This window comes from Lentzea alba (assembly GCF_047445655.1).
Classification (GTDB): domain Bacteria; phylum Actinomycetota; class Actinomycetes; order Mycobacteriales; family Pseudonocardiaceae; genus Lentzea; species Lentzea alba_A.
In genome coordinates this window covers 1-13,029 of the sequence record NZ_JAJAEG010000026.1, presented here as the reverse complement: position 1 = coordinate 13,029, position 13,029 = coordinate 1, and the positions used below count along the sequence as shown (strand labels likewise).

At 67.9% G+C, this 13,029-nt stretch carries 13 protein-coding genes; 6 read left to right on the top strand and 7 right to left on the bottom strand.

The window, feature by feature from the left end:
* Positions 1-10: 10 nt before the first annotated feature.
* Complete coding sequence (locus tag LFM09_RS35240) at positions 11-904, bottom strand: hypothetical protein (protein WP_414100921.1); 894 nt, start codon at positions 902-904, stop codon at positions 11-13.
* Between the two features lie 3 nt (positions 905-907).
* Entirely contained in the window at positions 908-1,447 is a 540-nt protein-coding gene (locus LFM09_RS35235; protein ID WP_414100920.1) for a hypothetical protein, read from the bottom strand.
* Between the two features lie 170 nt (positions 1,448-1,617).
* Between LFM09_RS35235 and LFM09_RS35230 the strand changes: the two genes are divergently transcribed.
* Entirely contained in the window at positions 1,618-2,997 is a 1,380-nt protein-coding gene (locus tag LFM09_RS35230; RefSeq protein ID WP_414100919.1) for an aminopeptidase P family protein, read from the top strand.
* Positions 2,998-3,051: 54 nt separating this feature from the next.
* Here LFM09_RS35230 and glpK (LFM09_RS35225) read toward each other — a convergent pair whose 3' ends face one another.
* The gene (gene glpK / locus LFM09_RS35225) at positions 3,052-4,542 is read right to left on the bottom strand and encodes a glycerol kinase GlpK (RefSeq protein WP_414100918.1); all 1,491 of its coding nucleotides are present in this window, start codon (positions 4,540-4,542) and stop codon (positions 3,052-3,054) included.
* A 25-nt stretch (positions 4,543-4,567) separates the two neighbouring features.
* Entirely contained in the window at positions 4,568-5,332 is a 765-nt protein-coding gene (locus LFM09_RS35220) for an IclR family transcriptional regulator (protein WP_414100917.1), read from the bottom strand.
* Between the two features lie 255 nt (positions 5,333-5,587).
* Here LFM09_RS35220 and LFM09_RS35215 point away from each other — a divergent pair, with 255 nt between their 5' ends.
* Genes LFM09_RS35215 through LFM09_RS35200 form a run of 4 tightly spaced genes read left to right on the top strand, consistent with a single transcriptional unit; the run spans position 5,588 to position 9,806 of the window.
* Positions 5,588-6,343 (top strand): MIP/aquaporin family protein, encoded by a 756-nt coding sequence (locus tag LFM09_RS35215; RefSeq protein WP_414100916.1) that lies wholly within the window; start codon positions 5,588-5,590, stop codon positions 6,341-6,343.
* A 23-nt stretch (positions 6,344-6,366) separates the two neighbouring features.
* Positions 6,367-7,884 (top strand): glycerol kinase GlpK, encoded by a 1,518-nt coding sequence (gene glpK, locus LFM09_RS35210; RefSeq protein WP_414100915.1) that lies wholly within the window; start codon positions 6,367-6,369, stop codon positions 7,882-7,884.
* Positions 7,885-7,906: 22 nt separating this feature from the next.
* Positions 7,907-9,511: a glycerol-3-phosphate dehydrogenase gene (gene glpD, locus LFM09_RS35205; protein ID WP_414100914.1), complete on the top strand. Its 1,605-nt coding sequence runs from the start codon at positions 7,907-7,909 to the stop codon at positions 9,509-9,511.
* 1 nt (position 9,512) lies between these two features.
* The gene (locus LFM09_RS35200; RefSeq protein WP_414100913.1) at positions 9,513-9,806 is read left to right on the top strand and encodes a hypothetical protein; all 294 of its coding nucleotides are present in this window, start codon (positions 9,513-9,515) and stop codon (positions 9,804-9,806) included.
* A 9-nt stretch (positions 9,807-9,815) separates the two neighbouring features.
* Here the strand turns inward: LFM09_RS35200 and LFM09_RS35195 are convergent, their stop codons facing one another.
* A complete protein-coding gene (locus tag LFM09_RS35195) occupies positions 9,816-10,394 on the bottom strand; it encodes a hypothetical protein (RefSeq protein WP_414100912.1) in 579 nt (192 codons plus the stop codon).
* A gap of 454 nt (positions 10,395-10,848) precedes the next feature.
* Between LFM09_RS35195 and LFM09_RS35190 the strand changes: the two genes are divergently transcribed.
* Positions 10,849-11,781, top strand: a complete 933-nt coding sequence (locus LFM09_RS35190; protein WP_414100911.1) for a glycoside hydrolase family 6 protein — start codon at positions 10,849-10,851, stop codon at positions 11,779-11,781.
* Here the strand turns inward: LFM09_RS35190 and LFM09_RS35185 are convergent.
* Both LFM09_RS35185 and LFM09_RS35180 read right to left on the bottom strand, forming a co-directional pair.
* Positions 11,775-11,882, bottom strand: a complete 108-nt coding sequence (locus LFM09_RS35185) for a DUF397 domain-containing protein (protein WP_414100910.1) — start codon at positions 11,880-11,882, stop codon at positions 11,775-11,777. The genes LFM09_RS35190 and LFM09_RS35185 overlap by 7 nt on opposite strands.
* 10 nt (positions 11,883-11,892) lie before the next feature.
* Positions 11,893-12,771 carry a helix-turn-helix domain-containing protein gene (locus LFM09_RS35180; RefSeq protein ID WP_414101036.1) on the bottom strand — a complete coding sequence of 293 codons (879 nt, stop codon included), beginning with the start codon at positions 12,769-12,771 and terminating at the stop codon, positions 11,893-11,895.
* Between the last annotated feature and the right edge of the window lie 258 nt (positions 12,772-13,029).

Sequence of the window (13,029 nt, the reverse complement as noted above, 5' to 3'; positions counted from 1 at the left end):
TATACGCGGGTCAACAGGTGCGCACGAGCTCGGCCTCGGCCCGCGCGAACTCCAGACGCACGTCGTTGGAGCGGGGCAGCACCAGCGCCACGCCGTCGCGGCGGTTCCACTGCGCAGGCAGCAGCAGGCTCTGCCCACTCGACTGCAGCACCAGCACCAGGCCGTCGTAGCGGAACCGATAGGCCGAGTCCGGTGCCGTGCACCCGGTCATGGTGATCCCAGGCCCGCGAACCCCGATGTCCTTCGTGCTGAACACGACCGCCTCCGGCATCGAGGCGAGCTTCGTCTCGTACTCGTAGCCCCTGGCCTCGCCGACCGCCGCCGAGTAGTCGGTGACCGCCCAGAACAGCCCGATGCTCGCGAGCACGAACGTGAACGTCCACTGGATCACCGGCACGACGCCGGCGGCCTGCTTGCCGGACAGGCCGGCGTGCAAACGTTCAGCGACGGGGAACAGCACGACGCCCAGCGCCACACACAGTCCCGGCAGACCGGGCACGGCGTAGAGCAGGGCCGGCACCGCGAGGCCGGTGAGCCCCACCAGCAGGAGCACGAAACCCAGCACCACCAGCACCGGAACGGCGCGCTTGGCCAGAGCGCGCCACGTCCGCGGCGCCAGGGCGGAGCGCAGGAAGCGGTAGCCCCACAACGCCGCGAGCCCCGCCGCCGACAACACCGTCAGCGGCACGAACATGCCGTCCGAGCTGCGGATCAGGTAGTCCGGCGCGGACAGCCCGAGCACGGAGTAGTGCACGCCGAACCACTGGCAGAAGAACGTCGCGTGCCGGGTGCCGAAGTAGAACAGCAGCGCGGTCAGCACGGTGGTCGGCGCGAGCAGGGAGCCGAAGACCCGCAACGCTTTCGACGGCGCCTCGTCGCGAGGTCGCGCGGGTGCGGCGCGCACGGCTCAGCCCACCACGCAGTCGGTCTTGTTGTTGACCTTGAACGTGATCTTGCCGCCCTCGCGCAGCGGATCCGGCACCGAGATGCCCTTGTCGGGGACGAAGCAGTTTCTCTCGTCCACGACGGAAGGGTCGACCACCAGCGCGTAACCCACGCACAGCTTCTTGCCGGGGCAGGCGTTGGCGAGCTCGTCCGTCATCCCCGCCCAGATGTCGGGGAACTGCTGTTCGTCGCGCTGCTCGATGGACGTGCGCAGGCCGGACGGCAGCGCCCAGCGGTCCGGGGGCTTCGGTGGCGGTGGTGGCGGCTTGGTGGTGGTTCGCGGTGGCGGTGGTTTCGGTGGTGGCGGAGTCGTCGTGGTCGGCGGTGGTGGTGGCGCTGGTGTGGCGACTTGTGCCGTGGTCGGCGTCGTCGTCGTTGTGGTGACCTCGGCCTGAAGCTCCGCCCTCGGCGTGCCAGGCGAGGGCGGCTGACCACAGGCGGTCAGAGTTCCAACGGCCAGCGTTCCCGCGGCCAGGAGACAGAGATAAGCGCGGCGGTTCATGGTGATGCCTCCTCCGGTACGTAGAGGCCTGCCGCCAACCGGTGGATACAGCGCCGCCGTTCCATAGCGCGAAGCTATGGCCAACTGGGATTGGTGCGATCACCCGGACCGCCGCAGGCTGGGGCACAGCCCCAGCGAGAGGACGAAGAGTGGCCCGGACACGCCGTGACATGGCGAAATTGGTGGACGCGGACGGTTTCCGCACGTACATCCGCGACGGGTGGGGCGAGTGGGACAGCCACATCGAGCTTCCCGAGGGCACCGGTGAGGCCGCTGCGGCACACCGGGCCAAGACCATCGCGGCACTTCCCGGCAAGCGGATCGCACTGGCCGCCGGACGGGCGCACGTGCGATCCAACGACACGTTCCACGAGTTCCGTGCCGACAGCGACTTCGTGTGGCTGACCGGTTGTCAGGTCGAGGGTGCGGTGCTGGTGCTGTCCGAAGAGGACGCCACGCTGTTCGTGCCCGTCCCGTCGGAGACCCACAGCGTCGACTTCTTCGGTGACGCGGACCGCAGCCCGTTCTGGATCGGCGCCGCGGCCGGGCCGAAGGAGTGGGGCGAGGCGCTCGGCATCACGGCCAGGCCACTCGAAGACCTGCCGAACGCGCTGCGCGGCCGCCACCCCGAGACGCTGACGGCCAAGGGCGTCGACCCGTTGCTGGACGCGCTGACCGGCAGCCACAGCGACGAGTTGCGCACCACGCTCTCCGAACTGCGTCGGATCAAGGACGACTGGGAGATCGACCAGCTGCGCCAGGCGGTCGACGCGAGTGTCAAGGGCTTCGCCGACGTGGCCATGGAGCTCGGTCAGGCCGTGCGCGGCGGGGGAGAGCGCTGGCTGCAGGGCACGTTCGACCGCCGCGCCCGCACCGAGGGCAACGGGCCCGGCTACACCTCGATCGTCGCAGCCGGCCCGCACGCCCCGGTTCTGCACTGGACCCGTTGCGACGGCCGCGTGCACGACGCCGACCTGCTGCTGCTCGACGCCGGCGTCGAGATGAACTCCCTCTACACCGCCGACGTCACCCGCACGTTCCCGGTGAGCGGCGAGTTCAGCGAGCCGCAGCGCCAGGTGTACGACCTGGTCTACAGGTCGCACGTGGCAGCGCTCGCGGAAGTCAAGCCCGGCAACGACTACAGCGCCTTCCACCACACCGCGATGCGCGTGCTCGCGGAGGGCCTGCACGACTGGGGCCTGCTGCCGGTCAGCGTCGACAAGGCGCTCGACCCGGCAGGACAGCACCACCGCCGCTACATCGTCTGCGGCACCGGGCACTTCCTCGGCCTGGACGTGCACGACTGCGCGGACGCCCGTCAGGAGACCTACCAGATGGGCATCCTGGAGCGCGGCATGGCGTTGACCGTCGAGCCCGGCCTGTACTTCCACCCGAACGACGAGACGTTGCCGCCGGAGCTGCGCGGCATCGGCGTGCGCATCGAGGACGACCTCGTCGTCACGTCGACGGGCGCGGACATCCTCTCGGACGCGCTGCCGATCGCCGCCGACGACGTGGCCGCCTGGGTGCGCAAACAACGTTCCCGTTGACGATGAAGGGAATCTTCCTCCACCTCACGTGGAGGAAGATTCCCTTCATCGAGATCAGGACGGGGTGGAGCGGGCCCACGCGAACGTCAGCTCGACGGCCCGCTTCCAGTTCGCGTACTCGTCCTCGCGGTGCCGGGCATCCATCACCGGGTTCCACCGCGCGGCCAGATGCCAGTTGCGGCGCAGTCCCTCCAGGTCCGGCCAATATCCGGCGGCGAGGCCTGCGGCGTAGGCGGCACCCAGTGACACGGTCTCTGCGACCAGCGGCCGCATCACCGGGATGTCCAGCACATCCGCGATGAACTGCATCAACAGGTGGTCGGCGGTCATCCCGCCGTCCACCTTCAACACCGGCGTCGGCGCCCCGAGGTCCGCGTTCATCGCGTCGACGACCTCCCGCGTCTGCCATCCGGTCGCCTCCAGCACGGCCCGCGCGAGGTGCCCCTTGTTGATGTACGAGGTCAGCCCGACGACGAGCCCGCGTGCCTGCGCGAGCCAGTGCGGCGCGAAGAGCCCCGAGAACGCCGGCACGATGTAGCAGCCGCCGTTGTCCTTCACCGTGCGCGCCAAAGTCTCGATCTCCGGCGCCGAGTGGATGAGCCCGAGGTTGTCGCGGAACCACTGCACCAACGACCCGGCGACCGCGATCGAGCCCTCCAGCGCGTAGGTGGGCTCCGCGCCGATCTGGTAGCCGATCGTCGTCAGCAACCCGTGCTTCGACCGCACCAGCTCGTTCCCGGTGTTCATCAGCAGGAAGCCACCGGTGCCGTAGGTGCCCTTGATCGACCCCTTCTCGAAGCACGTCTGCCCGAACAACGCCGCGTGCTGGTCACCCAAAGCCGCGGTGATCGAGATGCCCGGCACCACCCGCGTGGTCGTTCCGGAGATCTCGGAGGACGGCCGGATCTCCGGCAGCATCGCCGCGGGCACCCCGAAGAACTCCAGCAGCATCGGATCCCATTGCCGCGTACCGAGGTTCATCAACATGGTCCGCGACGCGTTCGTCACGTCGGTGACGTGCAGGCCGCCGTTCACCCCACCCGTGAGGTTCCAGATCAGCCAGGTGTCCATCGTGCCGAACAGCACGTCACCGCGCTCGGCCTTCGCTCGCAACCCGGCCACGTTGTCCAGCATCCACCGCAACGACGGCGCCGAGAAGTACGTGGCCAACGGCAGGCCGCAACGCTCGCGGACCTCCTCGATGCCGGGCTGTTTCTCAAGGGAAGCAACGAGTTCCTCGGTGCGGATGTCCTCCCACACGATCGCGCGCCCGATCGGAACACCCGTGTGCCGGTCCCACAGCACGAACGTCTCGCGCTGGTTCGTGATGCCCAGGGCGACCACCTGCTCGGCGGTGATCCCGGCCTGCCGCAACGCCTGCGGCATGATCCGGTCGACGTTGCGCCAGATCTCCACAGCGTCCTGCTCCACCCAGCCCGGTCGCGGGTGGTACTGGCGGTGTTCGCGCTGGGCGACCGCGACCAGCCGGGCGTTCTGGTCGAACACGATGCAGCGCGTCGACGTCGTCCCCTGGTCGATCGCCATCACAAACCGTTGCACGGCGCGCCTTTCAGTTCTCGTCGACCAGGGACGTGGTTACGGATTCAGCGGCCTGGGACACCTGGCGCACCAGCGTCGCGCGCGGCCGGCCCGCGGAGTCGCACAGCCGGTCCACCGGCCCGGAGATGCCGATCGCACCGACCACGAGACCACCCGGTATCCGGATGGGCGCGGCGATGCTGGCCTCGCCGGGCATGTACTCCTCAGCCTCGCCTGCCCACCCCTGCGCGCGTACCTCCGTCAGCACCCTCTCCAACGCCTGCGCCCGGACGATCGTCCTGCGCGTCAACGACGTCAGCTCCCGCCGGCGTGCGGCCGCCGACAGGTCCGGGTCGTAGGCGAGGAGCACCTTGCCCAAGGCGGTCGCGTGCAACGGCAGCATCGCGCCGATGCCGAGGGTTTGCACAGAGTCATCGGGTCGGAACACGTGGTGCACGACGAGCACGGCGCCGTCGTGGTGCATGCCGATGCGCACCTCCTGGCCCGACCGCGCAGCCAGCGTGTCGGCCCAGTTGATCGAGCGTGAGCGCAGCTCGTTCGCGTCGAGGTAGGAGGTGCCCAGGTGCAGCAGGGCCGCGCCGAGCCGGTAGCGGCCTGTTGTTTGATCTTGTTCGACGAACTCGACCCGTTGCAGGGTACGGAGAATCCCGTGCGCGGTGCCGCGCGCGAGACCGAGCGAGTCGGCTATCTCCGTGAGACCGTGATGGCCGGAGCCACGCGCGAGCAGCCGCAGCACGGCTGCGGCGCGTTCGATCGACTGGATTGGTCCCGGCACGGCGGCAAACGTAATTGAGACGACTCGTGTCGGCAATGTCGAACAGCTCCCCGAGCCCCGTGACCTGGAGAACCTCCGGAAAACCGCTGGAAGAGGGCTGTTTGAGCACAGAGTGACCGAGTGGTCACAGTGCTGCACCCCGTCGGTGTCGACATTGTCGAAACGTGCCCGTTGAGCAGGCGTGACGTGGGTCATTAACTTCCGCGTCAATCACCACTGGGTGATGAGCCGTTCAAGGACGAATGGGAGGCCAGCGTGGGTCTCGGGTCAGTGTTCCTCAGCGAGGTGCTCGGTACGGGCGTCCTGCTGTTGCTGGGTGCGGGCGTGGTGGCCAACGTGCTGCTCGTCAAGTCGAAGGGTTTCGACGGCGGTTGGCTGTTGATCAACTTCGGCTGGGGCCTCGCGGTCTTCGCCGGTGTGTACGTCGCCTACAAGTCGGGCGCGCACCTCAACCCGGCCGTGACCGTCGGCATCCTGACCAGTGGTGCGGCCGAGTACGCCCCCGGTGTTCCGGTCGGCGCGGGTTCGACGGTCGTGTACTTCGCGGGTGAGATGCTCGGTGCGTTCCTCGGTGCCGTGCTCGCGTGGCTCGCGTACAAGCCGCACTTCGACGAGACGCCCGACGAGGGTCTCAAGCTCGCCGTCTTCTCCACCGGTCCGGCGATCCGCAGCTACACCTGGAACCTGGTGTGCGAGGTCATCGGCACGTTCGTCCTGGTCTTCGTGATCCTCGCGTTCGGCAAGACCCCGACCCAGATCGGCCCGCTGGCCGCGGCGCTGCTGGTCGTCGGCATCGGTGCCTCGCTCGGTGGCCCCACCGGCTACGCGATCAACCCGGCTCGCGACCTCGGCCCGCGCATCGCGCACGCCCTGCTGCCGCTCTCTTACAAGGGCACCGACGGTGAGGCCATCGGCAAGAAGGACTCCGACTGGGGTTACTCCTGGGTGCCGGTCGTCGGCCCGCTCCTCGGCGGCGCGATCGCCGGTGTCGTCGCCTCGCTCGTGTTCTGACCATCCCGAAAGGACAAACTTCGATGACGCAGTACGTTCTCGCCGTCGACCAGGGCACGACCAGCACGCGGGCGATCATCTTCGACCACAGCGGCTCCATCGTCGCCGTGGGCCAGAAGGAGCACGAGCAGATCTTCCCGCGGGCCGGCTGGGTCGAGCACAACCCGGTGGAGATCTCCGAGAACACCCGGTTCGTGATCGGCCAGGCGCTCGCCGCGGCCGACCTGAACACCGGTGACCTCGCCGCCGTCGGCATCACCAACCAGCGCGAGACCGCGGTGGTGTGGGACAAGAACACCGGCGAGCCCGTCTACAACGCCATCGTGTGGCAGGACACCCGCACGCAGGCGATCGTCGAGGAGCTCGGCGCTCTCGGCGGCGGTGCCGAGCGGTACCGCGCGAAGGTCGGCCTGCCGCTGGCCACCTACTTCTCCGGTCCCAAGATCCGCTGGATCCTGGACAACGTCGAGGGTGCCCGTGAGCGCGCCGAGGCCGGCGACCTGCTGTTCGGCAACACCGACACGTGGACGCTGTGGAACCTCACCGGCGGCCCCAACGGCGGTGTGCACGCCACGGACGTGACCAACGCGTCGCGGACCATGCTGATGGACCTCGACACGCTGCAGTGGGACGCCGACATCGCTTCGGAGATGGGCGTTCCGCTGTCCATGCTGCCGGAGATCCGTTCCTCGTCGGAGGTCTACGGCACCGGCGGTCCCGGCGGGGTGCTGAAGGGCGTGCCGATCGCGGGCATCCTCGGTGACCAGCAGGCCGCGACGTTCGGCCAGGCGTGCTACGAGCCGGGCACCGCGAAGAACACCTACGGCACCGGCAACTTCATGCTCCTGAACACGGGCACGGAGAAGGTCGCGTCGAAGAACGGCCTGCTGACCACGGTCTGCTACAAGATCGGCGACGAGGCTCCGGTGTACGCGCTGGAGGGCTCGATCGCGGTCACCGGCTCGCTGGTGCAGTGGCTGCGCGACAACCTCGGCATCATCAGCTCGGCCCCGGAGATCGAGACGCTCGCGCGGTCGGTCGAGGACAACGGTGGCGCGTACTTCGTGCCGGCGTTCTCGGGTCTGTTCGCGCCGTACTGGCGGGCGGACGCGCGTGGTGCGGTCGTCGGCCTCACGCGGTTCGTCAACAAGGGCCACCTGGCGCGTGCCGTGCTGGAGGCGACGGCGTTCCAGACCCGCGAGGTCCTGGACGCGATGAACGCCGACTCCGGTGTGCCGCTGACCGAGCTCAAGGTCGACGGCGGCATGGTTCAGAACGAGCTGCTCATGCAGTTCCAGGCCGACGTTCTCGACGTGCCGGTGGTGCGTCCGGTCGTCGCCGAGACGACCGCTCTGGGTGCCGCGTACGCCGCCGGTCTGGCCGTTGGCTACTGGTCGTCGCTGGACGAGCTGCGGGCGAACTGGGCCGAGGACAAGCGCTGGACGCCGGAGCTTGCGGCCGACGAGCGCGAGCGCGAGTACCGCAACTGGAAGAAGGCCGTCACCAAGTCGTTCGACTGGGTCGACTCCGACGTCCGTTGAGTCTCTTTCTTAGGAGCTGAAGTTGTTCGCAAGGCTGGATCCGGTTCGGCGTGCTGACTCGGTGCGTTCGTTGGGCTCCACGGAGTTCGACGTGCTCGTGGTCGGAGGTGGTGTGGTCGGCGCGGGCGCTGCTCTCGACGCGGCGTCACGCGGCCTCTCCGTCGCGCTGGTCGAAGCACACGACTGGGCGGCGGGCACGTCGAGCCGGTCCAGCAAGCTCGTCCACGGCGGGCTGCGGTACCTGGAACAGCTGGAGTTCAAGCTGGTCCGGGAAGCTCTGAAGGAACGCGGGTTGTTGTTGCGCCGGCTCGCACCGCACCTGGTGCGGCCGGTGCCGTTCCTCTTCCCGTTGGAGAAGCAGTGGGAACGCGCTTACGTCGGCGCGGGCGTGCTGCTGTACGACACCATGGGTGGCGCGGGTGCGGTGCCGATGCACCGGCATCTGTCTCGCGGCAGGATGGCTCAGGTCGGGCCGTCGCTCGACGTGTCGAAGTTCGCCGGCGCCATCCGGTACTACGACGCGCAGATGGACGACGCGCGGCTGGTCCTGACGCTGGTGCGCACCGCTGCTCAGCACGGCGCCACGGTGTTGTCGCGGGCTCGGGTCTCGTCGCTGACGCGGTCCGGCGGTCGTGTTTCCGGTGCTGTGGTCGAGGTCGACGGGCAGTCCGTCGAGGTGCGTGCGCGGCGGGTGATCAGCGCTACCGGCGTGTGGACCGACTCGTTGAACTCGATGTCTCCGGGGAAGCCGCCGTTCCACGTGCGGATGTCCAAGGGCGTGCACATCCTGGTCGACCGATCGAAGATCTCGCTGGACGGCGGGTTGATCACGCGGACCGAGAAGTCGGTGCTGTTCGTGATCCCGTGGGGCCCTTACTGGATCGTCGGCACCACGGACACGCCGTACGACGGCGATCCCGCTGCCGTTTCCGCTACTTCCGAGGACGTCTCCTACATCCTCGATCACGTCAACGCGGTGCTGCGGACGCCTTTGAGCGTTGACGACGTCGTTGGTACTTATGCGGGTTTGCGGCCGTTGCTCGACGGTGCTTCCGGTGACACGGCCAAGTTGTCCCGTGAACACGCTGTGGCGCAACCGGAACCGGGCTTCTTCGTGATCGCCGGTGGGAAGTACACGACCTACCGCGTGATGGCCGCGGACGTCGTGAACTCCGCGGTCGCCGGGCTTGGTCGCGCTGTTGCACCTTCGCTGACCGCTCGGCTGCCGTTGTGCGGCGCGGTCGGCTACCAAGAGCTGTGGGCGGACCGGGCTCGAGTCGCCGCCGAGTCCGGCCTGCCCACGTCCACTGTGGAACGTCTGCTGCAACGCTACGGCTCGGCTGTATCCGACGTTCTGGCTTTGGTGGCACAGGATCCGTCGCTTGCGTCCGACGTCGCCGGCTACCTGGCGGCGGAGATCGTCTACGCGGTGACGCACGAGGGCGCTCTGGACCTCGAAGACGTGCTGGCGCGGCGGACCCGGATCGCCATGGAGCACCTGGACTTCGGTGCGTCGGTGGCTTCACGGGTCGCCGATCTGATCGCCGACCCGCTCGGGTGGACGGACACCGAGCGGGACCAGGCCGTGAAGGCTTACCGGGCGAACACGGAGTTGGCGGCGAGATGAGATGGACAGCGCGGAGCTGATCGAGAGACTGCGGCGGGAAGGCGGCTTTCGGCTGCTCCCGCTGCTGGGGAACACCGGGCAGGTCGCAGGGGTGCACCTGACCCGGTTCCTGCCCGGCGGGCACCTGGACGTGGTCCAGGCGTGGGACGAGCGTTGGGCAACCTATGCAAGGCTGCCCAACGCTCTCGACACCGCGACACCGTTCCTCGGCCCGGTCGGCGGGACGATCCGCAGCGGCCCGTTCTCACGCGTGGTGGCGCCGCTGCTGCCGCTCCAGTCCGGAGTAGTCGGCTAGAACCTCAGCTCAGCACACCTCCAAACGCGGGCGATCCAGGACGGGGAGGAATCCCTCGTGGCCGTTGGCCCTGTTGTACAACCAGACCCAGTAGTAACCGTTGTTCACATCGACATAGCACTCCACGCGCAAAAGGTGGCCGCGGTCCGCGCTGCCCTTGTTGCATTCGAACTGGGGGCACTGGTAGAGGTCCACACGTCCGCTGACGGACCCCTCCGTGCCGACGTTGTCGCAGGGGCCCAGTGACCTCTTGTGAATCAGGTTGTCCCTGTTGACGAAGCCCGTGTGACCGTTTGCACGGTTGTAAACGAGCGCCCACCGGAATCCGTTGACATCCATGTGGCAGATCTCGCCGAGGTGCTGGCCGGGATACACCGCGCCCTCGTTGCAACCGAGCATGGGGCACTGGTACAGGATCTGCCAGGACCTGACCTCGTTGAAGTGGCGCGCCTGTGCCCCCATCTCGTTCCCGCCCTGCGTGACGAGCACAGGTGGTTCCTGGGCCATCGCGGGCGCCGCCGCCCCCGCCGCGAGCAGGAACGCCGCGAAAGCGACGAGGAATGCTCGTATTGCTTTGCTTGCCGTCAAAACTGCCTCCCCTTGGTCAGTTGGATTGCTCCGTCAGGGTGGCCGTGCGGGGATGTGCGAATGTTGGGCCGTTGTGCAATCCCCAGCTCAGCAGGGTCACGGGCTCCTGGGGGAGGAACGCATGACGGTGGTCAACCTGCTGGGCGAGATGACCGCAGAAATCGACGGGCGGCACGCGGGCGGCAGCGATGTGTGCCCGCGGCATTGGCGGTGGACGTCGGCGCGGAGAACGTTGTCCAGCTACGTTTCCGGCTCAGGCAGACGCTCGACGGCGAGCAGATCGCGCGCAGGCCGGGCGGGTACCTGCTGGCCGAGGGTGAGCACACGGGGCTGGCACTCCCTCGCGCGCGCAGCAGACCTTCCTGGCCCGGCTGTCACGGAGTTGAGACCGCGCGGCCTGGGCGTTCAACCGCGACTAACCGTCCCTTAAGCGGTCCGCGCGAGTGTCGTGACCATGATGAGAGCACTCGCGCTGGCCCTGCTGGCCGTCGTGGCGACCGCCCCGGCCGCCCACGCCGCCAGCCCTGTCAGCCTGACCGACGGCTTCTACGTCGACCCGGACTCCAACCCCGCCGTGTGGGTGCGCGACCACGCCGGCGACGGCCGTCAGCCCGCGATCAAGGCGAACATCTCGTCCAAGCCGATCGCCCGCTGGTTCGGCAACTGGAGCGGCGACATCAAGACGGCGGTGTCGGGCTACGTCGGCAAGACCGGCACCAAGCTGCCCGTGCTGGTGGCGTACAACATCCCCGGCCGCGACGCGTGCGGTGGCCACTCCGGCGGCGGCGCGGGCACGCCGGAGGCCTACCGCACCTGGATCTCCGCGTTCGCCTCGGCCGTCGGCTCCCGTCCCGCCGTCGTGATCATCGAGCCGGACTCGCTGGCCGACTTCAACTGCATGACCGACGCCAAGATCGCCGAACGCACGGCGATGATCAAGTACGCGACCGAGCAGTTCAAGGCCAAGGCGCCCAACACGTGGGCCTACCTCGACGCCGGCAACGCCCAGTGGGTGCCGGCCGCCCAGATGGCCTCGCGGCTGGACAAGGCCGGCGTGCGCAACGTGCGCGGCTTCTCCCTCAACGTTTCCAACTACCACACGACCGCGGCCTCGACCTCGTACGGCAACTCGGTGAACGCGAGCTTCTCCGGCTTCACCAAGCCGTACGTGATCGACACCAGCCGCAACGGCAACGGCCACAACGGCGAGTGGTGCAACCCAGGTGGCCGCAAGCTCGGCACGCCCGCGCGGACCGGTGGCGGCGCGGAGATGTTGTTGTGGGTCAAGGTGCCCGGTGACTCGGACGGCCGCTGCGGCAAGGCGCCCGGCGTGGACGCGGGCAAGTTCGACCCGCAGCTCGCGTACGACCTGGTGTACGGCTACTGAGCGACCCAGCTGACCAGGGCGCGCCACGCGGTTCCGGAGAACTTCAGCTCGTCGCCGACGTTCTTGGAGTCCCGCACGAGCGCGTCCTGGGCCAGCGACACCTCAACGCAGTCAGTTTCGCCGTTCCCCCCGCTGTGCGTGCTCTTGCGCCAGCTGCGGTCCAGAGTCATGAACGTCCCTTCGAAGAGCACTGACGTACTCAGCCAGCTTGCTCCTCGATTGTTCCGCATCCAAGGCAATGGCATCCAGCCGCTCGAACAGCCGCTCGGCGCGTTTGATGGCCGCCTCGTTCTGGGCGAACACCTGCGCGGTGTCCGACTCGCTGTAGGCGACCGGATCGGCCTTGTCGAACTCGTAAAGCGTGCACTTGTCGTGCGTGGCAATGGACCTGAAGCGAGCGGGGATGACTCGGAGGACGTGGGTCTTGAACATCATGCGCTGGTACTGGTCCTCCATCAGCTTCGCGTCGCCGATGCGCAGTTGCAGCGCGAGTTCGTGGACGAAGAACACGCACTCGGGACGGAAAGGCCGCCGCAGGATGGTCTGTCGTTCCATGCGCAGATCGACGAACCTGTCGATGTCCTCCGGAGCGTTGAACGCCGTCTCCGTCATCAACTTGTGCGCGTAGTTCCGCGTCTGCAGCAGCCCAGGTGCCTTGAGGACGTCGTAGCTGGTGATCTTCGTGGCCAACGACTCGGTCATGACGAGCGTGCGGAGGTTGTCGGGCACCTGGGCGAAGTAGGTGTCGAAGGCGTTGTAATAGCGGCGGCGGAACGCATCGATGACGTCGATGTCCTGGCCGCACACGGTGAGGTACTGGACGATGTCGATCTCGCTCGCCCGCACCTTGCCGTGCTCGATGTTGGAGACTTTGCTTGGATCCCAACCAAGTTGAATGGCCAGCGCGCGGCCCCTGAGGCCGGTGAAACGCTGCCTCATGCGGCGGAGTTCGTCGCCGAGGTCCCTGCTGTACGCGGTGGAAGTAGTCACAGTCACGTCTTCGAAGCTATGGCTTGTTTTCCGTCCATGAACCCGCTCGTTCGGGTGAAACGTGCCGGTGCGCGGGCTGTTCCCGTTGCGTAGTGCCGTTTTTGTTGCGTTGGTGCGGCACGGCTTCGTCAGACCTGGTGCCTAAGCTTGAAATTGGGGGTACCCGGCCGGTGTCGTGTGTGTGGTGCGTGCGCAACGCGCGTCGCGGCACATGCGCGCATCGAGCGACACGGCACGCACGGCGCCATAGGGCTCTGA

Excerpts from the sequence above, each read along its gene's own strand:
- LFM09_RS35235 (WP_414100920.1), bottom strand. The coding sequence starts at position 1,447 with ATGAACCGCCGCGCTTATCTCTGTCTCCTGGCCGCGGGAACGCTGGCC.
- LFM09_RS35230 (WP_414100919.1), top strand. The coding sequence starts at position 1,618 with ATGGCGAAATTGGTGGACGCGGACGGTTTCCGCACGTACATCCGCGAC.
- glpK (WP_414100918.1), bottom strand. The coding sequence starts at position 4,542 with ATGGCGATCGACCAGGGGACGACGTCGACGCGCTGCATCGTGTTCGAC.
- glpK (WP_414100915.1), top strand. The coding sequence starts at position 6,367 with ATGACGCAGTACGTTCTCGCCGTCGACCAGGGCACGACCAGCACGCGG.
- LFM09_RS35200 (WP_414100913.1), top strand. The coding sequence starts at position 9,513 with ATGGACAGCGCGGAGCTGATCGAGAGACTGCGGCGGGAAGGCGGCTTT.
- LFM09_RS35190 (WP_414100911.1), top strand. The coding sequence starts at position 10,849 with ATGATGAGAGCACTCGCGCTGGCCCTGCTGGCCGTCGTGGCGACCGCC.